At 63.3% G+C, this 22,522-nt stretch carries 21 protein-coding genes; 19 read left to right on the top strand and 2 right to left on the bottom strand.

The window, feature by feature from the left end; translation table 11 throughout:
- Positions 1 to 231: 231 nt before the first annotated feature.
- Both D0N36_RS14385 and D0N36_RS14380 read right to left on the bottom strand, forming a co-directional pair.
- Positions 232 to 717, bottom strand: a complete 486-nt coding sequence (locus D0N36_RS14385) for an IS3 family transposase (protein ID WP_116942493.1) — start codon at positions 715 to 717, stop codon at positions 232 to 234.
- 111 nt (positions 718 to 828) lie between these two features.
- Entirely contained in the window at positions 829 to 1,041 is a 213-nt protein-coding gene (locus D0N36_RS14380; protein ID WP_116942492.1) for a transposase, read from the bottom strand.
- 80 nt (positions 1,042 to 1,121) lie between these two features.
- Here D0N36_RS14380 and D0N36_RS14375 point away from each other — a divergent pair, with 80 nt between their 5' ends.
- From D0N36_RS14375 to chrA, 19 genes are all read left to right on the top strand, one after another.
- Entirely contained in the window at positions 1,122 to 2,009 is an 888-nt protein-coding gene (locus D0N36_RS14375) for an MATE family efflux transporter (RefSeq protein WP_116942491.1), read from the top strand.
- Positions 2,010 to 2,110: 101 nt separating this feature from the next.
- A complete protein-coding gene (locus D0N36_RS14370; RefSeq protein WP_147320915.1) occupies positions 2,111 to 2,464 on the top strand; it encodes a hypothetical protein in 354 nt (117 codons plus the stop codon).
- Positions 2,465 to 2,570: 106 nt separating this feature from the next.
- A complete protein-coding gene (locus D0N36_RS14365; protein ID WP_116942489.1) occupies positions 2,571 to 3,578 on the top strand; it encodes a DUF3526 domain-containing protein in 1,008 nt (335 codons plus the stop codon).
- A 104-nt stretch (positions 3,579 to 3,682) separates the two neighbouring features.
- A complete protein-coding gene (locus D0N36_RS14360; RefSeq protein ID WP_116942488.1) occupies positions 3,683 to 4,384 on the top strand; it encodes an ABC transporter ATP-binding protein in 702 nt (233 codons plus the stop codon).
- Positions 4,385 to 4,393: 9 nt separating this feature from the next.
- Positions 4,394 to 6,766 carry a TonB-dependent receptor gene (locus D0N36_RS14355; RefSeq protein WP_116942487.1) on the top strand — a complete coding sequence of 791 codons (2,373 nt, stop codon included), beginning with the start codon at positions 4,394 to 4,396 and terminating at the stop codon, positions 6,764 to 6,766.
- A gap of 43 nt (positions 6,767 to 6,809) precedes the next feature.
- The gene (locus tag D0N36_RS14350) at positions 6,810 to 8,240 is read left to right on the top strand and encodes an ABC transporter permease (RefSeq protein WP_116942486.1); all 1,431 of its coding nucleotides are present in this window, start codon (positions 6,810 to 6,812) and stop codon (positions 8,238 to 8,240) included.
- A 38-nt stretch (positions 8,241 to 8,278) separates the two neighbouring features.
- On the top strand, positions 8,279 to 9,691 hold the full coding sequence (locus D0N36_RS14345; protein ID WP_116942485.1) for a DUF3526 domain-containing protein: 1,413 nt from the start codon (positions 8,279 to 8,281) through the stop codon (positions 9,689 to 9,691).
- Positions 9,692 to 9,833: 142 nt separating this feature from the next.
- Complete coding sequence (locus D0N36_RS14340) at positions 9,834 to 12,089, top strand: carbohydrate binding family 9 domain-containing protein (protein WP_116942484.1); 2,256 nt, start codon at positions 9,834 to 9,836, stop codon at positions 12,087 to 12,089.
- Between the two features lie 347 nt (positions 12,090 to 12,436).
- A complete protein-coding gene (locus D0N36_RS14335; RefSeq protein ID WP_116942483.1) occupies positions 12,437 to 13,672 on the top strand; it encodes a hypothetical protein in 1,236 nt (411 codons plus the stop codon).
- Between the two features lie 544 nt (positions 13,673 to 14,216).
- Positions 14,217 to 14,426 carry a hypothetical protein gene (locus tag D0N36_RS14330; protein WP_116942482.1) on the top strand — a complete coding sequence of 70 codons (210 nt, stop codon included), beginning with the start codon at positions 14,217 to 14,219 and terminating at the stop codon, positions 14,424 to 14,426.
- Entirely contained in the window at positions 14,413 to 15,336 is a 924-nt protein-coding gene (locus D0N36_RS14325; protein WP_116942481.1) for an NAD(P)/FAD-dependent oxidoreductase, read from the top strand. Before D0N36_RS14330 ends, D0N36_RS14325 begins: the two co-directional genes overlap by 14 nt.
- Positions 15,337 to 15,381: 45 nt before the next feature.
- On the top strand, positions 15,382 to 15,804 hold the full coding sequence (locus tag D0N36_RS14320) for a Fur family transcriptional regulator (RefSeq protein ID WP_147320914.1): 423 nt from the start codon (positions 15,382 to 15,384) through the stop codon (positions 15,802 to 15,804).
- A 187-nt stretch (positions 15,805 to 15,991) separates the two neighbouring features.
- Positions 15,992 to 16,933 carry a WD40 repeat domain-containing protein gene (locus D0N36_RS14315; protein WP_147320913.1) on the top strand — a complete coding sequence of 314 codons (942 nt, stop codon included), beginning with the start codon at positions 15,992 to 15,994 and terminating at the stop codon, positions 16,931 to 16,933.
- 172 nt (positions 16,934 to 17,105) lie between these two features.
- Positions 17,106 to 17,651 carry a hypothetical protein gene (locus tag D0N36_RS14310; protein WP_190242685.1) on the top strand — a complete coding sequence of 182 codons (546 nt, stop codon included), beginning with the start codon at positions 17,106 to 17,108 and terminating at the stop codon, positions 17,649 to 17,651.
- Between the two features lie 122 nt (positions 17,652 to 17,773).
- Positions 17,774 to 19,015, top strand: coding sequence for a GTP-binding protein (locus D0N36_RS14305; protein ID WP_116942477.1), 1,242 nt, complete (start codon positions 17,774 to 17,776; stop codon positions 19,013 to 19,015).
- A 4-nt stretch (positions 19,016 to 19,019) separates the two neighbouring features.
- A complete protein-coding gene (locus D0N36_RS14300; RefSeq protein WP_116942476.1) occupies positions 19,020 to 19,424 on the top strand; it encodes a MerC domain-containing protein in 405 nt (134 codons plus the stop codon).
- Between the two features lie 473 nt (positions 19,425 to 19,897).
- On the top strand, positions 19,898 to 20,716 hold the full coding sequence (locus D0N36_RS14295; protein ID WP_116942475.1) for an AraC family transcriptional regulator: 819 nt from the start codon (positions 19,898 to 19,900) through the stop codon (positions 20,714 to 20,716).
- A gap of 102 nt (positions 20,717 to 20,818) precedes the next feature.
- Positions 20,819 to 21,253 carry a DoxX family protein gene (locus D0N36_RS14290; protein ID WP_116942474.1) on the top strand — a complete coding sequence of 145 codons (435 nt, stop codon included), beginning with the start codon at positions 20,819 to 20,821 and terminating at the stop codon, positions 21,251 to 21,253.
- Position 21,254: 1 nt separating this feature from the next.
- Complete coding sequence (gene chrA / locus D0N36_RS14285) at positions 21,255 to 22,460, top strand: chromate efflux transporter (RefSeq protein ID WP_116942473.1); 1,206 nt, start codon at positions 21,255 to 21,257, stop codon at positions 22,458 to 22,460.
- The last annotated feature ends 62 nt before the right edge of the window (positions 22,461 to 22,522 follow it).

Here is a 22,522-nt window from a genome sequence, read left to right as displayed (position 1 = left end):
AAACCTTAGGGTAGCTAATCAGCAGCATAACGCGCTGATAACTTCTAAGGGCAGAGGAAGGCCGATCTGTTTGACAGGTTAGCTCACTAACTGCGTTTCGGTAGCATTCTCAAAACCGGCCCTATTTCGTGAGTTGTCTGAGAAGCTACATTACCTTAAACGGTAGCCGGCTAAAAACGCGCGCTGCAAGGCCTTGATGACTAACTCTTCGGGCATGGTGGCCATCACGTGCTAGCCCACGGCGTGCTTGCTGCACGCGTCCTGAAAGGCGCATAAATAGGCCCAATTACCGTCGGCCAGCGGCAAATAAGTGATGTCCGAAACCCTCACGCGGTTGGCCTGGGTCGGCTTGGACTGGTCAAGCAGCCGGTTCGGGGCGCAGCGTAAGCCATGGGTCGAGTCGGTGGTCCGCGGCGTGTAGGCCTTGGGCTGCAGCGCGCGCAGGCCCCGCCTGCGCATGGCAGCGCGTAGGCACTGACGACCTACCTGATGCCCTTTTTGGCGCAAGGCCACCTGGAGCCGGTGGGTACCGTAGCGGCTTTTATGATGCCCAAAGGTTTTGACCAGCGCCGCTTCCCAGGCTGGTGCACCCTTCTGCCCCACAGCCTGGGCTACCTGCCAGGCGTAGTAACTGCTGGCCGGTACGCCCAACACCTGGCAGAGCCGCCGCACCGGGTAGTGGCCGCACTCGGCGGCGATGAAGCGGTAGCAGCTCATGGCGTCTCGGTCTGTGAGAGCCTGCGCTTAAAGCAGGCAACTGGCAATGGCTTTTTTTAAAATGGCCAGTTACTGCGCCTGCCGCCGGGCCAGTGCCCGCAACTGGCGCAACTAGGCGGCTGTAGCCGGGTCCAGGGTGTCACCCAAGGCGGCGGCCACCGGAGTTTGAGCGGCTTTTTGCCACTGGTAGAGGCGTTTGGGGGCGATGTTCAGCGCCCGCGCCGCAGCTTGGGTCGAGCGGCTTTGGGCGGCCAGGCGCAGGGCCTCGGCGCGGAAGGCCGCATCATACTTGCTTCGTTTGTAGGGTTTTGGTGTCTCGTTCATGACGAAGGAAAGATACCACCCTATTCTGTCCAGATTTACTAAACCACCTCATCTTTACTCTGCTGGCTCTGTCGTCGAGCATGCTGATTCGGGCGACGGGCCAGATTCGGCAGGCCATGTCGTTTTCGGCTGGGGCTGTTGTGGCTAATATGGTGTTGGCGGCGGTACTTGTACGAGGGCTGCACTGGGGCGTGCGCGGCGCGGCCCTGGGCGCGGGCTTGGCCATGCTGCTCTACTGCGCCCTGAACCTGTTTCATCTGCTACGGGGCCGCACGGCCTTGGTCCTGGGCCGGCCGCGCCTGTATTTCGACTGGCCGCTTACCCGCGAAATCATGGCCATCGGCTCCTCGGCCTTCCTGATGCAGGCTACCAGCTTCGTGCGGCAGGTGCTTATTTTCAAGTCGGTAGCTTCTTATGGCACGACGGCGGAGCTGGCCTTTTTTGGAGCTGTGTACCGAATCTATGGCTTTTCACTGCTCCCGGTGTTCGGGCTGTTGCAGGCCTTGCAGCCCACGGTGGGTATTAACCATGGGGCGGGTAATTATGAGCGGAGCCAGGAAGCAGTCCGGGTATTCCGGCGGGCCGGCGTCGGGCTGCTACTGTTGATTAGCTTACCCTCGCTGCTTTTTCCGGCGGTGGTGCTGCACCTGCTGCTACCGGCCGCCACCTTTGCCGCCGCCGACCTGGCTCACTTCTGGCTGCTGATGCTGGTGCTACTGGGTACCCCGCTGGCCTCCACGGGCTACGTCTACTTTCAAGCCACGGGGCAGGCACAGCTGGCGACTACGCTTTCGTTCGGACGCGAATTGCTGTTCGTACCACTGATTCTGCTATTACCCCGGCTGGCCGGTTTGGGCGGGGTGTACTACGGGCTAGCTGCCGAAAACGTGGGGTACGCGCTGGTCGTGCTGGCCGCCACCACCTGGTCGTTCCGGCGGACCGGGCCGCTGGTCGCACAGGCCAGCTAATTGGGGCAGTTGTGGGTGGCGGCAACCGGGTTCTTTTGATTTATATGCAATATAGTTGCAATAACAACCTGGTCACGTATCTTTGGGCTTTCGGTAACGGTATGGGCACGCGAAATCTACGTAATAAGCTGGTGGCATGGTGGCTATTACTGCTGCTTGGGCGCGTGATGGCCCCCGAAGCCGCCGTGCTGAGCCTTCACGCTCACCACCACACCGTAGACGCCGTAGAAACCCAGGCCGCCGGCCAGCATGATATTCGGCAGCACTGGTCCCAACAGCATCGGCACTGCCACACCGAGCAGTTGTACGACGCCGCTTTCCAGCCGGCCCTACCGCCCGGGCTACCAGTTGCGGCCGTCCAGCCCACTTTCCCCGCTTACCGGGTAGCCGCCCCCGGGCGGGCCAGCCGGCACCTGTTGCGCGGAGCGGCCCTGCGCGGCCCCCCGGTATCCTAGCCCACCGTGGTACGTTGGGCACCCACCGAGGCGCGCTAATTAGCGTAGCTCCTCGCGTTGTAGGTTAGGCAGCGTACCACGCTGCCGGGCGGCTCCCATTCATTTCATGGCTTTCTATCTGCCGCTACCCGCCTGGGGAAGAAGCGGTTGGGGCCTGGTGGCGCTCTTGGCGGGGCTGTTCAGTCAGCCGGCCGTTTACGGCCAGACTGCGGGAACAGCCGTGTCCGTAGCCCCGGCTGAATGCCCACTGGCTCTGACGGTGCGTGTTACTGATGCCGAAACCGGCCAGCCCTTACCAGGAGCCACAGTGCGGGTACTCGAAACCAGCGCGGCCCAGGCTACCGACGCCGCCGGCCACTGCCGCTTGCGGGCCTGCCCCGGCCACTACCAGGTGGTAGGCAGCCTGATAGGCTACCGCACCCAAACAGTGGAAGCCCGGCTGCGGCCGGTACAGCCCGCGAGCCTGCGCCTGGCGTTGCGGGCCACCGCCCAGGAGTCATCGGCTGTTCAAGTGCAGGGGCAATCTGAAGCAACTACGTTGCAGCAGAGTGCCCAGGCCGTGACCGTGCTCAATGTGCGGCCTTATTACGGGCAGGCCCTTGGGCTGACGGAGCTGGTGAACCAGGTGCCAAGCGTGCGCATTCGTCAGGATGGGGGCTTGGCCCCGCCCGGCGACACGCTCTTTCAGCCCAACCTGCTCTCCAAAGGCTACTCCGTCAACTCCCAGCTCAATACCCAGCGCCAGAAGCCCGTGGTGGACGCGTACCTGCGCGCCGTAGCCGCCCGCGAGGCCCTGGCAGGCCGCTTTAGCCTGTTCAATCCGGCCGTGAACACCCAAAACCTGCTCAGCCAGCTGGCCGGCACCGACCTGCCCAGCTACCTGCGCCTTTTCAACGCCCTGCCCGCCTTCCACCGCCAGATTGTGGGTTTCTACTTCCCGCGCCTGTTTCGCAACCAGCCCCTGACGGCGGCGGACTACGCGGCCCGGCCCATTTTTCAGGCCCCGATTCCCACTGGCACGGGCGTGGGTTTCGGGCTGCTGGAGCTACTGGCGGCCACGGCGGTGCTCTTTGGAATCGGCTACTGGAACCTGCCCCGCCGGCTGCGCGGCTGACAGGTGCGGCTTAATGCCACCGGGAATGCGCCCCTACCACGCACCGCCGAACAAATAGCTGAAATGACAGCGAACCGCCTCCCACAATTTTCCTTCCGTGTGCAATGATTCGACTACAAGCCCTGCAACTCAGCAAAGACTACAACGGCCAGCCGGCCCTGCGCCCCCTGAACCTGACGCTGCACGACGGCGACGTGTGCTGCCTGCTGGGCCAGAACGGGGCGGGTAAAACCACGACCCTCAACCTGTTTCTGGGCTTTATCGCGCCCACGGCGGGCAAAGCGCAACTGAACGGAGTGGACGTGCGCCTGAACGCGCCCGACACCAACCGCTTCGTGGCCTACATCCCGGAAGTAGTGATGCTCTACGGCAACTTGTCGGGCCTGGAAAACCTGCGCTACTTCAGCCGGCTGGCCGGGTTTCGCTACGCGCCGGCCGAGCTGGCGGACTGCCTTACGCGGGCCGGGCTGGACGCGGCGGCGCACCCCCGGCCGGTGCGCGGCTATAGCAAGGGCATGCGCCAGAAAGTGGGCATTGCCGTGGCCCTGGCCAAAAATGCCGACGTGCTGCTGATGGACGAGCCTACCTCGGGCCTCGACCCCAAAGCCACCCAGGAATTCACGGACCTGGTGCGCGGGCTGGGCCAGCAGGGCAAAACGGTGCTCATGGCCACCCACGACATTTTCAACGCCGTGCAGGTCGGCACCCAGGTCGGCATCATGCGCCAGGGTGAGTTGACAACGGTGCTGCCCACCGCCCAAATCACCGCTCCCGAACTCCAGGAGCTTTACCTCCAGACCATTTAACCTTAGTTCATGAAACTCGCTTTTACCCTTATTGGCTGCGTGTCGGCTACCTGCGCGGTAGCCCAAACCGGCACGGTGCGCGGCCGGATTACCGACGCCGCCCAAGCCCCGCAAATCGGGCTGGTGGTGCGGCTGGAAAACACCGCCTTGGGCACCGCTACCGATGTTGACGGCACCTTTTTCATGGACAAAATCGCGCCCGGTCAGTACACGCTTATCGTGTCGGGGGTGGGCTATACGGCTCAGAAGCAAAATATTGTGGTGCAGGGCGGGCTGACAACCCAGCTCCAGCTGGCCCTCGACAAGGAGCAGCAGGTGTTGCAGGAGGTGGTTGTAACCGAACGGCGGGCATTTGAAACCAGTGCCGGCGGCCTGACCCGCACCAACACGCCCATCAAGGATTTACCCCAGTCGGTGCAGGTTATCAACCAAAGCACCTTGCGCCAGCAGCAGGTATACCGCCTGGACGAGGCCCTGCGCAACGCGGCCGGCGTGAGCGAGACCTCGGCCACGGGCAACTACGGCTTTCGCGGATTCACGACGAATTCGCAGAGCTTTCTGACCAACGGCATCAAGGGCATCGGCAACCCGGAGGGCGTGATGCCCTTCCTGGCCAACGTGGAGCGGATTGAAGTGCTGCGCGGCTCGTCGGCCATTTTGTACGGCGAGGGAGCCGTGGGGGGCAATTTGAACCTGGTAACCAAGCAGCCCAAGAAAACCACGGCCGTAAATGCCGGCCTTTCGGGCGGCAGCTTCAATCTGTTTCGGGCGCAGGCCGACGTGGCCGGCAGCCTTACTTCGGACAAGCGCCTGTACGCCCTGGCCGGGGTCGGCTATGAGCGCGGGGGGCGTTTTACCCGCGACTTCGAGCACCGCACCGTGCAGCTGTTCAGCAGCCTGCGCTGGGAGCCGGGCGTGAACACCAGCTGGCAGGTAAACGCGACCTACAACCGCGACCGGTCAACGCAGCGGGGCGTGCCGGACCTGCCGCAGGCTGCCGGTCAGCTGTTTTCGGTGCCCGATAATTTCCGCGTCTCCGCCGCCGATGCCCGCTACGAAGGCGACTCCTACCAGTTACAGTCGCAGATGCAGCACCGCTTCTCCGACCGTTGGGCTGCCAACCTGTGGCTGGGCTACGCCAAAAGCCGCGCCGACGATATTTCCTACTCCATTCGCTCGACCCTCGACTCGACGGGCAGCTTTAGTCGCGGCCGCACCCAGCAGGTACGCAGCGCCCCGACCCGCACCCTGAACGCCTTTCTTACCGGCCAGATTGCGCTGGCCGGCACCGAGCACCGCCTGACGGGCGGCCTCGATTTGGCCTACGAAAACGCGGATTATCCCGAAGGTCTGCGCCTGTGGCGCGCCGCGCCGCTCAACGTGAACGCGCCCATCTACGCGGCTTTCAACCCCGCCGAAATCAACGACCCGGCCAAGGTCCGGTATGTTTCGGGCCGGGAGAAATTCACGAACAATACCTACGGGGTGTACGTGCAGGACCAGGTAACGCTCTCGCCCAAATTCAAGGCCCTGCTGGGGTTGCGCTACAATCACTACTATTTCCGCTACACCGCCGACGAGCTGACCTACGACTTGGTGGACTATCAGCAGCTCAAGGAAACGCCCGACAACACCACGGCCCTGCTGCCACGCATCGGCCTGGTGTATCAGCCCACGACCAGCAACTCGTTTTACGTGGATTATAACACGGGCTTCGTGCCGCAGTACTCCAACTCGGCCCTGTTCGGCGGGCCCTTCGACCCGGAGCTTACCCGGCAGGGGGAAATTGGCTGGAAAGGCGACTTTCTTAACCACCGCCTCGTGCCCACGGTGGCCGTGTACCAGATTCAAAAAAAGAACGTGCTGAATTTTGACAACGAGGCGTTCGACCTAACGGGCGACGTGCTGTTCCGCGCGCTGGGCGGCGTGCGCAGCCGGGGCATTGAAACCACGCTCACGGGCACGGTGCTGCCCGGCTGGCAGCTCATCGCCAACTACAGCTACAACCGCACGGAAGTGACCGACAGCAACGTGCCGGAGGAAATCGGGGGGGAGCTGGCCAACACGCCCCGCCACCTGAGCAGCTTCTGGACCACCTACGAATTCAGTCAGCCCGCCCTGAAAGGCCTGCTGCTGGGGAGCGGCTACCGCTATACCGGGGCCCGCTACAGCAGCACGCGCAACCCTGGTGACGCCGACGTGCTGACTTACCCCGGCTACGGCATCGTGGATGCCGTGGTGGGCTACCGCTACCGGCAGTTCTCGCTGCAAGCCAACGGCAACAACCTGCTGGGTAAGCGCTACGTGCGCAGCGGCCTATTCAACAGCTACTTCGCCGGTACCCCGCGCAACTTCCTGCTCACGCTGGGCTACGCGCTGTAAGCGCCCGGATGGTCTGCTTCAAAAACGCCCGCCCCCTACCGCCATGAACCCCGTCTTCCAAATTGCCGCCCACGAAATCCGGACCAGCCTGCGCACCCGCGCCGTGCGGGGCCTGGGCGTGTTTTTGCTGCTGCTGCTAGTCTTCTGCCTGGTGGCCGGCCGCGCCGACTACCAGAAAGCCGCCCATGAGCGGGCGGCGGCCCGGCAAGCCATGCGGGCTTTTTTCCTGGCTCAAGGGGCCACCAACCCCCACAACGCCACGCATTACGGCACGTTCGTCTTCAAGCCGACCTCGCTGCTGAGCGTGGTGGACCCTGGCATTGAGAAGTTCGTGGGCGTGACGCTGCGCATCGAAGGCCACTTTCAGAACGAGGTGCAGTTCGCGCCCGCTGAGCGCAATTCGTCGCTGGTGCGGTTCGGGCAGCTCTCGTTCACGGTGCTCTGGCAGGTGGTGCTGCCGCTGATGCTGATTTTCGTGGCCCACCGCGCCGTGGTGGCCGAGCGGCAGGCCGGCACCCTGAAGCTGCTCGTGGCGCAGGGCGTGTCGGTGCGGCGGCTGCTGTGGGGCAAGGTGCTGGGCTACTGCGGGCTGATGCTTGCGGTGCTGGCCGTGTCGGGGGCCGCGCTGCTGCTGCTGCGAAGCGGGCCGGCCGGGGCGGATGGCGGCCGGGACATAGGGGGACGGCTGGCCTTGCTGCTGAGCTGCTACGCGCTGTACTACGTGCTCATTATCACGGCCACGGTGTACGCGTCGGCCCGGCTGGCGGCCCCCAGCCAGGTGCTGGTGCTGATGCTGGCGGGCTGGTTTGGGCTGACCATCCTGCTGCCCAAGCTGGCGATGAGCGTGGGGGAGCAGTCGTTCCAGCTGCCCACCCGGCTGCAATTCGAGGAGCAGCTGGACGCCGCCTACAAGCAGGGCCTCAATGGCCACGACCCCAACGATGCCCGCGCTAAGCAATTTCAGGATTCGCTGCTGGCGCGCTACCAGGTCAAGGAATTGCAACAGCTGCCTCTCAACGCCGACGGTTTGCTGATGCAGGCCGACGACGTGTACCACGGCCGCGCCTACGACCGGCAGGCCGCCACCCTGCAGCGCACCCTGGCGCGGCAAAACCAGCTGGCGGGCCGCGTGGCCCTGCTCGACCCGCTGCTGGCCGTCAGCCGCCTCTCGCGGGGGCTGGCCGGAACCGACATTCACCACCACCTGCGCTTCCTGCAACAGGCCGAAACCTACCGGCGCGGGCTGGTGAAAACGCTCAACGAAAAAATGGCCTACGGCGGCTCCAAAACCGGCGACTGGGGCTGGAAAGTGGACGCGACCTACTGGCAGAGCATTGCCGATTTCACGTACCAGCCGCCCACCATTGGCGGCAGCCTGCGCCCCTACCGGGCCGAGCTGCTGGCCCTGCTGGCTTGGGTGCTGGGCACGCTGGGCTTGGTGCATTGGGCCGCCCGCCGCCTGTCGGCCGTGTAGGGCCGCGTTGTCAGCTATTTTTTTAGTCTTGAATTTTTATGTGGAAAACCGTCTTTGCTCACGAATGGCAGCTGTTTAGGCGCAGTAAGCTCCTGGTTGGCGGGCTGCTGTTTCTGCTGCTGACCGGGGCCTACGGCCTGTACGCCGGCCACGCCTTCGCGCAAACCCAACGCGCCGTGCTGCGCGGCATCGATGCCAGCCAGGCGGCCCGGCTGACCAAGCACCTGGCCCGCTTCCGGGCCGATACGCTCACCGACGCGGGCAAGCGCGACTGGCGCTGGGCGCACGATGCGGTGGTCACGGACCGGGAATTAAATAAAATCGTGTACCAGCCCCTGGCCCCGCTGGCGGGCCTCTCTATCGGGCAGCGCGACGTGTACCCGTACTACTACCCCGCCGTGCCCTGGGATAACGCCAACGAGGGCAAAACCACTGAAATCCGCAACCCCGACAAGCTGCTGGCCGGCAACTTCGACCTGGCTTTCGTGCTGATTTTCCTGGTGCCGCTCTTCCTCATCGCCTACGGCCACAACGTGCTGAGCGAAGAGCAGGAGCAGCACACGTACGCGCTGCTGCGGGTGCAGGCCGGCTCGGTGCGGGCGGTGGTGGGCTATAAGCTGCTGTTCCGGGTGGGGCTGACGCTGGCGGCCGTCTGGGCGCTGAGCGGGGCGGGCTTCCTGCTGAACCGGGTGCCCGGCGCGCAGCTGGCGCAAATGGTGGGTTGGCTGCTGGTGAGTTTGCTGTACGTGGGCTTCTGGGGCGCGGCCACGTACGCGGTGGCCGCGCTGGGCCGGGGCTCCGCTTTCAATGCCCTGACGCTGCTGAGCGTGTGGGTGCTGGTGCTGCTGCTCATTCCCTCAACGCTCAATTATGCGCTCAGCCAGCGCCAAACCGACCCGGAGTCTATGCGCCTGGTGTCGTTGAGCCGGAAGAAAGACGGCCCGTGGTACTGGCGCATGCCCCGGCTAACTCAGGCGTTTCAGCAGGCGGCCCCGCGCTTTGCCCAGGCCCGCTACGCCCCCGCCCGCGACACGTCGGAGTTTCGGTTCGTGGCCTACGTGGAGCTGGAGCAGCAGGAGAAAAACGCCGTCGGGGCCGTGCAGGCGCGGGAGCAGGCGGCCCTGTATGAGCAGACGCTGGGCTTCAACCTGCTCAACCCCGCCTACACCGCCCTGAACGCCTGCAACCAGCTGGCCCAAACCGAGCTGAACCACCACCAGGATTTCGTGCGGGCGGTGCTGGCCTACCAGCAGCAGCGGCGCTATTTCAGCTTCGACTACGATTTGAGCGGCAAGCCTTTCGGCCGGGCGGACCTGAACAAATTCCCGGAGTTTGATTACCAATCGGCTCCTACTTCGCTGGGGGCTGTGGGCTGGAGCGCCTGGCCGCTGCTGCTGTGGGCGGTGGGGCTGGCACTGTTTGGCTACCGCCGGCTGGCGCGGGTGAGGTAGCCGCCACTACCGCTGCTATCGGGTCCGAATAACCTTCTTCCTTCTTTCAATTCCTGCCATGAAACTCCTTTTTTCCTTCGTCTTTGCTTTGCCGCTGGTGAAGCTGGTAGCCCGCAAGCCCCGCTAATATTCATTGTCTGCTATGCGTCTTTTCAATCAGTATTGGTGGCTTTTTCTGAGTGGGCTCTGCTTTAGCTTGGCCACCAGCCCGGACGCCCGCGCCCAGGATGCCACCATCTTCGCGCCGCCGCCCGTGCCGCCCGTTATCCGCGCCGTGCGGGCCACCAGCCCCGTGAGCGTGGACGGCCGCCTCGATGAGGCCGCCTGGAAAGCCGCGCCGGTCGTTCGCAACTTCCGGCAGGTGGAGCCCAACCAGGGCCAGGCCGCCCGGCCCGACACCGACGTGCGCATCATCTTCGATGATAAGAACCTCTATATCGGCGCGTTCTGCCCCGATTCGCTGGGCCGCGCCGGGCTGCGGGCCCCGGATATGCGCCGCGACTTCGGCTTCTTCGACCACGACCTGTTCGGCGTGGGCTTTGACCCGTTCCTGACCCGGCGCAACGTAATGAGCTTTCAGACCAACCCCTACGGGGCCCAGCGCGACTTGCAGGCGTTCGACGACAACCTGTTCGACCGGGAATGGGACGCTCTCTGGAAGGTGCGCACCACCCGCACCGACTCGGGCTGGGTGGCCGAAATGCAGCTGCCCTGGGCTACGCTGCGTTACCCAACGGCGGGCAAGAATGCCAGCAAAGGCAGCGGCAAAAGCCCAGCGGACACCGTGGAATGGGGCATCAACTTCGTGCGGCTGGCCCGGCGCCGCAACCAGACGTCCGGTTTTCCCGGCTGGCCCCGCGCCTACACTAACGCCCGCATGAGCTACGCGGCCGTGGTCCGCGGCCTCCAGCCCCCGGCCGCCTCGGCCAATATCCGGGTGCAGCCTTACGTGGTGGTGCAGCAGGACCGCCGCCGCGACGGCCCCGACCAGCCTACTGACATCGACACGAAAGTGAAAGTAGGCGGCGACGTGAAGTGGGCCCTCAACCCCCACGCCGTGCTCGACCTGACCGTCAACACCGACTTCGCTCAGGCCGACGCCGACCGGCAGGTGATTAACCTGCGCCGCTTCAACGTATTCTTCCCGGAGCGGCGGCAGTTTTTTCTGGAGAATGCCGGGCTATTCGCGCCCAGCACCCCGCTGTTTCAGCCGTTTTTCTCGCGCACCATCGGCCTCGGCGACAACGGCCTGCCGCTGCCCCTCACCGGCGGGGCCCGCTACACCGACCGCACCGTGGGCCGGGGCATTGGTGGGCTCTACGTCCATCAAAAGGGCGAAGACTTTGCTGGCGGCCAAGCCCCGGCCCACTTCGGCGTGGGGCGTTTTCTGAAAAATTACGGGAAGCAGAACAACGTGGGCCTGCTCGTGACCTCGCGCTACGACCAGGCCGCGGACGAGGGCCGCGCCTACGGCCAGAATACCACCGTGAGCGTGGACGGCCTCATCCGGCCCAGCCAGCCGCTCACGCTCAATTACCTGCTGTCGGGCTCGCTCACGCGGGGCGGGGGGGGCGAGGGCGCGGCGGGCTATGTGCGGGCCAGCTACAGCACCAACCAGTTCTTCGTGTCCACCAGCCACAGCGTCATCACGCGCGCCTACCGGCCGGCCATGGGCTTCGTGGCGCGGCAGGACCTGGTGTACCACAACCCCTACGGCTACCTGATTTGGCGGCCGGCGTGGAAGCCAACATTCATCCGTTCTATCGAGCCCGATTTTTCGGTGGATGTGTACCAGGGGGCCAGCGACGGCAAGTTTCAGGAGGGATCCTTCGCGGTGAGCCCGCTGTTTTTTCTGCTGCAAAGCGGCGGCCAATTCTACCTGAAACTGGAGCATAACCGCCAGAATCTACCCGTGGATTTCGACCCGGTGGGGGTGCTGATTGGGGCCGGCCGCTACCGTTACAACCGCGTGGAGGTCCGCTTCGCCACCGACCCGTCGAGCAAACTCTACTTCGGCACCACGGCCAGCAGCGGCGGCTACTTCAACGGCACGCTGCGCCGCGCCGAAGCCAGCCTGCGCTATTCGCCCTCGGCCCACGCCGCCCTCAGCCTCGACGGCGAGTACAACCGCCTGCGCAATGTGGGCATCGAGAAACAAAACCAGGACGCCTGGCTGCTGGGCCCGGAACTGCGCCTGGCCCTGAATCCGCGGGTGCAGCTCACGGCCTTCTACCAGTACAGCTCGGCCGCCCGCCTGGCCCGCTGGAACGTGCGCGCCAGCTGGGAATTTCAGCCCCTGAGCTACGTGTACCTGGTTTTCAACGAGCTGGATAACTCCCGTCTCGACTCACGCCAGCAGCAAACTATCGGCAAGGTTAGCTACATCAAACAGTTTTGACGAGCGGATTATATGGGGTCTTCTTTTGACGGAATAACCACTTTCACAAGTGGCCAAGTAGCGTTTCCGCGTGAAAACCCAGCCTAATGCATTCGTGTCAGGACCCAAGCAGAACTTGTATTTGCATCTTTATTGCATAAAAGCAACTGTTATTTATCAAACTAGAATGCAAAATAAGTTGACAAAATATTGCTTTTCAAGTCATTTACCGCTTTTTATTAACATGACAAGCTATTAATCTACCTAGATGCAGCCAAGGCAGGAAGTGTGTCAAAGCATATTTAACGCATCATAGTTGCAAATTATGCTTTACCTTTGTCCCGACAATTTCTTTCTTCTTTTCAATCATGAGAAACATCCGACTCACTCATCGTACCCTTCAGCTGGCGCTGAGCTTGGCGGCGGCAACGCTTCTGGCATCTTGCGACAAAAACGACAAAAGCGAGGTAGCTCCCGACGTTAAAGAGTACCGCTACGTCCGGGTGCTCGTTACCGACGAACAGGACCTTAAGCTCACGCAGATTACCCCGCGCGATGCTTCCATTACTTCATTCGACACGGATTTTCCGTTGGGCACGCTATACCCAACGGCTTCGGGCCGGTTTGCCGGGGTGCTTTACGGCCCGCAGAACCTGGTCAAAATGTTTGACACGGGCTTGGAGTCGCATGGCGACCATATCGATGTAAAAGGCACGCCCAAGTGGGGTGCCATAACGTCCACGGCCCCCCGGCCGGCCCACTTCAAAAGCAGTGGAGCCGAAACGCTCATCTTCAACGACGGCGACGGTACGCTCAGCGTGAGCAACGAAACGAATTTTCACAATTCCGGTGCCCGTTTCACGGTTGTCAACGCGGGCCTGGTGCCCCACCACGGGGCCATGGCCCATTTCGGCAATGATACTTACGCCGTGACGACGGCCAGCGCCAGCGGCGCCAGTCCCACCCGCGTGCAGGTGATTGACAAGCGCGGTGCCCTGACCCACGCCTCCACGCTGCAGACCGGCGCGATTCACGGCAACGCCTCCGACGGTGAAAACGCCGTGTTCGGGGCCTGGACGTCCACTGCCAACACCAGCGCCGGGGTACTGGTGGTGAACAAGAACGGCCAGCAACGCCTGATTCCTAACCCCACGGACTTCGGGGCTTTCCGCCTGGGTACGGTTCTTTATGCCAAAGAGGCGCGTAAATTCATCGGGTTTTCGGGCGCTAAAGGCGCTTACCTGATTAATCTGGTCGACAACAAAATCACTCCGATTTACGCCGGTAACGATGCCTTCCAGTGCAAAACCGATTATGCCGGCAAAAACCTGCTGGTGCTGACGTTGGACGGTAAGCTACGAATCTATGACCTGGTCACCGGCACCCTCAAAAAGGAGGGCGACGTACTCGCGGCCACACCAGCTGCTGATACCTTTAAACCGGTTTTAGAAGCCACCGAAAAATTCGCGTACATCGCCGTGCCCACGCTGGGCGAGGTGCACCAAATCAAGCTGGACGATTTCAGTACGGTAGTCCGCCACAAAGTAACTGCCCGCCCGGTGCGCCTGACCGTGCTGGGTTTCGAATCGGACGCCGTTCACTAAACCACGCCGCAACCACACACAAAAAGCCTCCGCACAAGCCTTATGCGGAGGCTTTTTTGTGCGCGGGGAGTAAGGCCGCCCCGGACGGGTTCGGCGGAGGTGTCCGCCGGTCAGCTTAAGGTGGGCGGAGCCAAGCGTTCCTGCTGCCTCGGCCACGTAGACAACCCGCCGGCAGAGCGACTACAGAACCCTGTTTTTTCCAACGCTGGTGCGTTGCCGGCCACAGTTCATGGCGGTGCTGTTATGAGTAGTAAACGTGGGCTTGCGGATTGTAGTCGGCTTAGCTTGGCAGAGAGCTTGACAGTGAGCACACACTGGTCCATTTCTGACGGGTCCATCAGCTGAGAACATGTTGCTCCCACATCGAGCTAAGCGCGCCGGCATTATTGCCGTTGTTGCTGCCCACCACTAGCCGTGCTCACGCCCATGACGTACCCAGCTTCGCGCCGTCCGCCGGGCTGCTCCTGGTGCGGGCCGTGCGGGCTACGGGGCCGGTTAACGTGGACGGCCGCCTCAATAAGCCCGCCTTTCGCTCAACCCGCGGGTGCAGCTCACGGCCTTCTACCAGTACAGCTCGGCCGCCCGCCTGGCCCGCTGGAACGTGCGCGCCAGCTGGGAATTTCAGCCCCTGAGCTACGTGTACCTAGTGTTCAACGAGCTGGACAACAGCCAACTCGACTCACGTCAGCAGCAGACCATCGGCAAGGTTAGCTACATCAAACAGTTTTTAGACAAGTACTATGGCAGCTTCTGAAATAGATTTCATCATCGTCGGCGGCTCTTATGCCGGCCTGAGCGCCGCCCTGGCCCTGGGCCGGGCCCGCTGCCGGGTGCTGGTGCTCGATGCCGGCCAGCCGCGCAACCGCACCACCCCGCACGCCCACAATTTGCTGCTGCACGACGGCGACGCGCCCGCCGAGTTGGCAGCCCGCGCCCGCCAGCAGGTAGCCGCCTACCCCACGGTGCAGCTGCTGGAAGCCCGCGCCACCGCCGCCGAAAAGCTGCCCGATGGCACCTTACAAGTAACCACCGCCGCCCACGGCACCTTCGCGGCCCCCACGCTGCTGCTGGCCACCGGCCTGCGTGATGAGCTGCCGCCCCTGCCCGGCTTTGCCGAATGCTGGAGCACGTCCATTGTTCACTGCCCCTACTGCCACGGCTACGAGGTGGCCGACCAGCCCACCGGCCTGTGGATGAACGGCGAAATGGTGGCCCACATGGTGGCCATGCTCCTGAACTGGACCCGCGAGCTGACGGTGTTCACCAACGGCCCCGCCACGTTTGGGGCCGACGTGCGGGCGTTGCTGGCGCAGCACAGTGTGAGCCTGGAAGAAACGCCCGTAGCCGCCCTACTGCACACCGGTCCGCAACTCGATGGCCTGGGCCTGGCCGATGGCCGCGCCCTGCCGCTACGGGTGCTTTACGCCAAAGTGCCCTGGCAGCAGGGTTGCGACCTGCCCGCGCAACTGGGCTGCGAGCTGGATGAGCTGGGCTTGCTGCGCGTGGACGAGCTGAACCAGACCACCGTGCCCGGCGTGTACGCGCTGGGCGATAACTGCACCATGATGCACCAGCTGGCCAACGCCATCGGGGTGGGCAACCGGGTGGGCGGGCTGTTGAGCCGCGACCTGATTCTGGGGCGCACCCTGCCCATGCGCCCGTAAGGCCGCTGCTGTTTCACTACCTGAAAGCAGCTTTCCCTGGTACTCTTGACTTCAGCTTCTATGGTTATTGACCCGGTTCGACAGGCCCTGCGCCGCCACGCCCTGCGCCACACCCCCGTGCGCCGGGCCGTGCTGCTGCTGCTGTTAGAGTCACCCTGCGCGTTATCGGGCCGCGAAATAGAGCGCCAGCTCAGCGTGGCCTCCGACCGGATTACGCTCTTCCGCACCCTGCGCACCTTCGAGCAGAAGGGCCTTGTGCACCGGGTACTAGACAGCTGCGAAATCGTGCGCTACGCCATTTCCGGACCAGGGGGGCAGGCGCACGTGCATTTTAAATGCACCAATTGCCTGCGGCTTTACTGCCTGCGCGATATAGCCGTGCCCGCCGTAGAACTGCCCACACCACTGCGCGTAACCGCCGCCGATTACCTGCTCTCCGGCCTCTGCGCCAAGTGCCAGCCAAGCTAAACCGAGTTGCTTTTGAGTTCCCTTTACCCTTTGTGCCCATGTCTTTGGCCCCTGAATTTCCGCTGCCCCTGCCAATCCTGGCGACTTCCACAGTTGCCCCCGCTGCCGTAATACGACCCACCTTGCGCTGGACGGCGGAAATGGGGGAGTCCGTCCGCGCAATGGCCTGGCAGGCGACCACAATGCCGTGCTGGTCCTGACGATGAGCGGCCGGCTGCTACGCCTGTCCGCCGCCACCGGCTTCCAGGACTGGACCCGGACGGATGGAGCCCTGAGCCTGGCCTTGTGTCCCACCGCGCCCATTGTAGCCACTGGCAGCCCCGACGGCCAGCTCACGCTCCGCAACGCCTATACCGGCAAAGTAGCCGGCCGGCAGCTACTGGGGCAAGGGTGGATAGAGCAACTGAGCTGGTCTCCCAACGGCCGGATACTGGCCGCCGCCTGCAATTCGACGCTGCACCTGCTTGACGCGTTGGGTTTACCGCTAGGCTATTATCAGCACTCCACCACCATTACAAGTCTCCACTGGCAAGCTGATTCCAGGCAGCTGACCACCACAAGCGCCAACGCTATCCGCCAGTTTCACGGGCTGGAGGCGGCCGGCGTGCTGGAACCGCACCACGTCATACCGGGCGAATTTCCCCTGGGTGATGCTGCCTGGAACGCCCCAGCAAGCCGGTTGGCCACCAGCACGCCCGATGGCCGGCTCGTATGCTGGCGGCTGCCCGCCGACCGGCCCAGCAACCGGCAGCCGCCCCGCCGGCTCAGCGGTCCGGCCCGCCACCTGAGTTGGTGCAGCGGGGGCCGGCTACTGGCTTCCGCTCACGGCTCTCAGGTACTGGTCTGGCCGGCTACCCCAACCGGGCTGGGCGCTCAGCCCCTGCGTCTGGCTGGTCACGAAGCGGCCGTGCGGGCGCTAGCCGGACAGCACCAGGGCCCGCTGCTGGCCTCCGCCGACGTGGCCGGCCGCCTGGCTTTGTGGCACCCTGGCCAGCATCCGCACCCCGTGGCAATCTGCAATTTCGGCAGTGCCATCAGCGCCATACAATGGATGCCCAACGACTGCTGTTTGGCCATTAGCACGGTCGGGGGCCGGGTGGCGGTACTCAGCGTTTCAATGAGTGAATGAGCCGGGTAAAGACCGAACGCCGCGTTGCCCCTGTGGTGGCTGGCGGCGGTTAGTCTAATGCTCCCAGCCCAGTGGCTCCCGCCTCCTAACGGGCCGGCAAAAGCGAGGTGTTGGTAGCCTTTATGAAACGTTATTGCGTAATTGCACTCGTACCATTTTTTCTTTTTTACGCATGACCAACGCCCGTTCCTTTATTTCGCTCGCGCCGGCCGCCCTATTGGCCCTGGCCCTCACCGTTACCAGCTGTCAGCCGTCGGCCGAAACCGCCACGGCCACTACGGCCACTACGGCCACTACCGCCACCGGAGCCGTTACCCACGACCAGCTACTGGCCGATCATCAGAAGATGGAGGCCGACCACCGTACTATGGAAGAAGCCGACTCGGTGCTGGAAGCCGACCACGCCGCTGATTTGGCCGCTGCCATTGCTGCCAAGGTAGATGGAACGCCCGCTTTCAAAAAGTTGGAAGCCCGCCACTCGGCGCTCATTGCCAAACATAAGGAAGTGCTAGCCAAGCACACTGCCATTCTGGCCCGCCACGCCGAACTGGAGCAGAAGCACGGGGCCGGCTCTGTGGATGATGCCGCCATGCAAACTGACCACGCCAGCATGAAAGTCGAAGACGAGCAGATGCAGCAGGAGCACCGCCAACTGGTTGATGACCACAAAAAAATTCAGGCGGAGCACCAGCAACTGCTGGGGGAAGCCAAAAAATAACGGTTCATTCGCAGCGAAATAAGGCGGGGGATTCTTTTATGCAACTTAGTTGCATAAAAGAATCCCCCGCCTTATTTTTGTCGGCTGACCTACGACGGGCCAGCTGCTTTACAAACCGCATTATGACCACCTCTGCCGGCAACACGGCCCCTACGGCCCCCACAACAACAGCCCATCGATTGCCCGTTACCGTGCTGAGTGGCTTTCTGGGTGCGGGCAAAACCACGCTGCTCAACCACGTACTCCACAACCGCGAGGGCCTCAAAGTGGCCGTCATCGTCAACGACATGAGCGAGGTCAACATCGACGCCGCCCTCGTGGCCCGCGAGGGCGGCCTCTCACGCACCGAGGAAAAGCTGGTGGAGATGAGCAACGGCTGCATCTGCTGCACCCTGCGCGAAGACCTGATGCTGGAAGTGGAAAAGCTGGCCCTGGAAAACCGCTTCGACTACTTGCTCATCGAAAGCACCGGCATTTCGGAGCCGCTGCCGGTGGCCCAAACCTTCTCCTTCGTAAGCGAGGACGGGACCGTGGACCTAAGCCGCTTTTCGCGCCTCGACACGATGGTAACGGTGGTGGATGCCTTCAACTTCGCCAAGGACTTCGGCAGCCTCGACCGCCTGCCCGACCGCCTGCTCAACGAAGCGGACCCGCAGGACGTGCGGGCCATTGTGAACCTGCTCACCGAGCAAGTAGAGTTTGCCAACGTCATCGTTCTCAATAAGGCCGACCTCGTCACGGCCCACCATCTGGGCGAGCTGAAGGCCATTTTGCAGCAGCTAAATCCCAGTGCCCGCGTGGTCGAAGCTAGCTTCGGCAAGGTTGGTCTGGAGCATTTGCTCAACACGGGCCTGTTTGATTTTGAAGAAGCCGAACAAAGCCGGGGCTGGCAGGAGGAACTGAAGAAGGCCCACCACACCCCCGAAACCGAAGAATACGGCATCGGCAGCTTCGTCTTCCGCGACAGCCGCCCCTTCCACCCGCAGCGGTTGTGGGACTATGTTTCGGATGGCTGGCCGGGCGAAGTCATCCGTAGCAAGGGGCTGTTCTGGCTGGCTTCGCGCCCCGCCGATGCCCTGAACTGGGGCCAGGCTGGCGGCTCGCTGCGCACCGAAAGCGCGGGCTCGTGGTGGGCAGCCATCGAGCGCCCCGAGCTGAACCCGACCTTCCAGGAAAACCGGGACATTATCATGGCCCGCTGGGACGGCCGCTTTCAGGACCGTCAAAATGAACTGGTCTTCATTGGCCAGGACGTGCCCGAGGCGCGGGTGCGCCAGGAGCTGGAAGCCTGCCTCTGCACCGAAGCCGAAATCGGCCACTGGCAGCACGGTGGCTCTTTTCCGGACCCCTGGCCCGCGTTTTAAGCCGATGCGCACCTTTTCATTTCGCCGCGCCGCCGACTACGGTGGCGTGCTGAACGCCCTGCTCTGCGGGGTGCATTGCGCCGTGGGGCCGCTACTGCTGGCTTGGTGGGGCACCCGCAACCCCGGGGCCACGGCAGAGCGTTGGGAGCTGGCTTTTCTGGTGCTGAGTGGCGTACTGGTGGCCCTGGCTACCCGGCGGCACTCCTCCACCCGGCTGCGGCTGATGCTGTGGGGACTCTTTGCCGTGTTCGTGGTATCAGCCCTGCTGGCCGAACGCTGGCCACTGCTGCAACTGGTGCAATATGGCGCTTCGGCGGGCCTTATTGCCACCCATTGGCTCAATCAACGGCATTGCCGCCGCTGCATGACCAGTTCTCCTTCATCAGATGCCGGTAGAATTTCTCAGTAACGAGCAGTATGCCCGCTATGGTAGCTACCACGCCGGATATAAAGTATAGTCTCTTGCTCAAAATCAAAATCCTCGTTTCGGTGAACAGCAGGAATCAACCATACACTCGGTGGGCTGACTGCCCCATCAATGCGGGGCGAGTTTAAGAAACCCGTCTACGATTCAACGTTTACCAAACGCGTTGATGAAATGAGTATTGTAAACGCCCAAAATGGAGCCTGATTTCTCAGCAAAGTACCACGCGGGCCGCGTCCAACCAAGAGTGCTAAAACCGTCCTTATTTCGAGGACGGTCTGACAATACTTGTCAGGGGTAGCACTAGTAAGAATTGAAATTCCCGCTAAGAGTTTGCAATATATGTAGTGCTACCATAGAGGTAGAGCCCATCACAAGGTGAAAGGCACTTCGGAGGCTGGCTCGTAATCTGTTACTTTCGGGCCGCCCTGTCCGTATTTGTACCTGTTCTGTTGCGCATGCCCCCCGCTCCGGCTATTCCCGTCAAAGACAAGTTTCTGCCCGGCCTGGCCGTGCGCCTGACGCGCATGAAGGAGGTCATCAAGACCACCCGCCCGCACGGCCACAAGCGCTACTACGAGCTGATTTACCTGACCGCGGGCGCGGGCTGGCACTACATCGACTTCCAGCGCTACCCGGTGGTGCCCCATACCTACTACCTGATTTGTCCGGGCCAGGTGCACCACTGGGAGCTGAGCGAGGTGCCCCGCGGCTACGTGCTCATGGTGAAGGAAGAATTCCTGGAGCAGCACCCGGCCCCGGTGGCCCTGGACGAGCTGCCCGCCGCCCTGACGCTGGCCCCGGCCACCGACGCGCCAGCCGTGTGGGAATTGATGGCGCGCGAGTACCAGCAGCCCGACGCGCCCCACCTGGCGGCGACGTTGGCCGCGTACCTGCACGTGCTGCTGGTGCAGCTCTGGCGCGGGCACCCCAACCCGCAGGGCCGCAGCCGGCCGCTGCCCCCGCTGGTGCAGGCCTACAAGCAGCAGGTGGAAGAAAACTACCCGCGCCTGCACCTGGTGAAGCAGTACGCGGCCCGGTTGGGCGTGACGCCTCGCTACCTGAACATGCAGTGCCAGCAGGCGCTGGGTCAAACAGCCAGCCACGTCATCGCGCGCCGCATTGTATTGGAAGCCAAGCGGCAGCTGCTGTTTACCCAGCAAACGGTGGCGCAGATTGCGGCCGCTCTGGGCTTTGACGACCCCTCGTACTTCAACAAGTTCTACCGGCAGCAAACCGGCCAGTCGCCCGGCGAGTACCGGCAGAGCATTTCCTGATTTTACCCTAAATAGGCATAATTCTACCGCAGCCGGGTGCGCGGGCCTGCCGACCTTGCGGGCTGTTTCCCGACTTTTCGGGCTGTACCCTTTCCCGCGCCCATGCTCCGCCGCCTGCTGCGTACCGATTCCTCCGCCACTACCCTGCTGATTCGCCTGTCGGTGGGGCTGGTGTTCTTCACCGAAGGCCTCCAGAAATTCATTCTGCCCGCCGAGCGCGGCGCGGGCCGCTTTGCCAAGATTGGCCTGCCGGCCCCCGAGTTTCTCGGCGCGGTCGTGGGCGGTTTCGAAACGGTGTGCGGCCTGTTGGTGCTCATTGGCTTGCTCACGCGCCTGGCCTCGCTGCCGCTGCTCATCATCATGCTCGTGGCCCTGGCCACCACCAAGGTCGAGGTGTTTGTTAACGACGGCTTTTGGGAGCTGCTGCACGGCAGCCGCACCGACTGGGCCATGCTGCTGGGCAGTCTTTTTCTACTGATTGAAGGTGGGGGCCGCTGGTCGATGGACCACCGCTTGTATCACCCCGACCAACGGTAAAATGTCCCCCACCACGCCTACGTCCACGCCCACTTCCCTGGCCGAGCTGGCCCGGCTCTTCCTGCGCCTGGGTGCCACGGCCTTTGGCGGGCCGGCCGCGCACGTCGCCCTGATGGAAGAAGAGGTGGTGCGCCGCCGGGGCTGGCTCACCCAGCAGCAATTTCTGGACTTGCTCAGCGCGGCCAACCTCATTCCCGGCCCGAACTCCACGGAGCTGGCCATTCACATCGGCTACGAGCGGCGCGGCTGGAAGGGGCTGCTGGTGGCCGGCACCTGCTTTATCGTGCCGGCCATGCTTATTGTTATGGCCTTTGCCTGGGCCTACGTGCGCTTCGGCACGCTACCGGCCCTCACGGGAGTGCTCTACGGCGTGAAGCCCGTGATAGTGGCCGTGGTGGCGCAGGCGCTCTGGAGCCTGGGCAAATCGGCTTTAAGCACTTGGTCGTTACGGCTCGTGGCCGGGGCGGCCCTCGGGCTGGGTTTGCTGGGCGCGAACGAGCTGGTGCTCCTCTTCGCGGCGGGCTTAGCAACCAGTGCGCTAAGCTGGCCGACGCTGGCGCACAAAACCGTGCCGCCGGCCCTGCTCAAGCTGGTGGGGGCCGTGGCGGCGCTGGCGCTGCTGCCGCTACTCGTGGGCCTGGGGGCGGGCACCGCGCCGACCGGGGCGGCGGCCCCGCTGGGGCTGCTGCCGCTGGGGCTGGCCTTCGTTAAAATCGGCTCGGTGCTCTACGGCAGCGGCTACGTGCTGCTGGCCTTCCTCGACGCCGATTTGGTGCAGCGCTTCCACTGGCTCAGCCAGGGCCAATTGCTCGACGCCGTGGTAGTGGGGCAGGTAACGCCAGGGCCGGTGTTTACCACGGCCACCTTCGTGGGCTACGTGCTGCAGGGCTGGCAAGGGGCGCTGGTGGCTACGGTGGGCATTTTCCTGCCCGCGTTTGCTTTCGTGGGGCTCAGCATCAAGCTAGTGGCACAGCTGCGGCAATCACCGCTGGCCGGGGCCTTCCTCGACGGGCTGAACGCCGCCTCCTGGGCCCTGATGGCGGCCGTTTCGCTCACGTTGGCCCGCACGGCCCTGCTGGATGTGCCCACCGTGGTGCTGGCGCTGGTCAGCGCGGTGCTGCTGCTGCGCTATAAGGTCAACTCGGCCTGGCTGGTGCTGGGTGGCGCGGCGCTGGGATACGGGTTGCAACAACTGGGAATAGGATAAACATCGTAACCAATAGGGGACGCTAATCGGTTGCTCGGCAGGATGGCTTAACTCCTCTAACG

This window comes from Hymenobacter lapidiphilus (assembly GCF_003417065.2).
Classification (GTDB): Bacteria; Bacteroidota; Bacteroidia; order Cytophagales; family Hymenobacteraceae; genus Hymenobacter.
This window is presented reverse-complemented; position numbering and strand designations above follow the sequence as displayed.

Coding starts and splice junctions, on each gene's coding strand:
- D0N36_RS14385 (WP_116942493.1), bottom strand. CDS start 717: ATGAGCTGCTACCGCTTCATCGCCGCCGAGTGCGGCCACTACCCGGTG.
- D0N36_RS14380 (WP_116942492.1), bottom strand. CDS start 1,041: ATGAACGAGACACCAAAACCCTACAAACGAAGCAAGTATGATGCGGCC.
- D0N36_RS14375 (WP_116942491.1), top strand. CDS start 1,122: ATGCTGATTCGGGCGACGGGCCAGATTCGGCAGGCCATGTCGTTTTCG.
- D0N36_RS14370 (WP_147320915.1), top strand. CDS start 2,111: ATGGGCACGCGAAATCTACGTAATAAGCTGGTGGCATGGTGGCTATTA.
- D0N36_RS14365 (WP_116942489.1), top strand. CDS start 2,571: ATGGCTTTCTATCTGCCGCTACCCGCCTGGGGAAGAAGCGGTTGGGGC.
- D0N36_RS14360 (WP_116942488.1), top strand. CDS start 3,683: ATGATTCGACTACAAGCCCTGCAACTCAGCAAAGACTACAACGGCCAG.
- D0N36_RS14355 (WP_116942487.1), top strand. CDS start 4,394: ATGAAACTCGCTTTTACCCTTATTGGCTGCGTGTCGGCTACCTGCGCG.
- D0N36_RS14350 (WP_116942486.1), top strand. CDS start 6,810: ATGAACCCCGTCTTCCAAATTGCCGCCCACGAAATCCGGACCAGCCTG.
- D0N36_RS14345 (WP_116942485.1), top strand. CDS start 8,279: ATGTGGAAAACCGTCTTTGCTCACGAATGGCAGCTGTTTAGGCGCAGT.
- D0N36_RS14340 (WP_116942484.1), top strand. CDS start 9,834: ATGCGTCTTTTCAATCAGTATTGGTGGCTTTTTCTGAGTGGGCTCTGC.
- D0N36_RS14335 (WP_116942483.1), top strand. CDS start 12,437: ATGAGAAACATCCGACTCACTCATCGTACCCTTCAGCTGGCGCTGAGC.
- D0N36_RS14325 (WP_116942481.1), top strand. CDS start 14,413: ATGGCAGCTTCTGAAATAGATTTCATCATCGTCGGCGGCTCTTATGCC.
- D0N36_RS14310 (WP_190242685.1), top strand. CDS start 17,106: ATGACCAACGCCCGTTCCTTTATTTCGCTCGCGCCGGCCGCCCTATTG.
- D0N36_RS14305 (WP_116942477.1), top strand. CDS start 17,774: ATGACCACCTCTGCCGGCAACACGGCCCCTACGGCCCCCACAACAACA.
- D0N36_RS14300 (WP_116942476.1), top strand. CDS start 19,020: ATGCGCACCTTTTCATTTCGCCGCGCCGCCGACTACGGTGGCGTGCTG.
- D0N36_RS14295 (WP_116942475.1), top strand. CDS start 19,898: ATGCCCCCCGCTCCGGCTATTCCCGTCAAAGACAAGTTTCTGCCCGGC.
- D0N36_RS14290 (WP_116942474.1), top strand. CDS start 20,819: ATGCTCCGCCGCCTGCTGCGTACCGATTCCTCCGCCACTACCCTGCTG.
- chrA (WP_116942473.1), top strand. CDS start 21,255: ATGTCCCCCACCACGCCTACGTCCACGCCCACTTCCCTGGCCGAGCTG.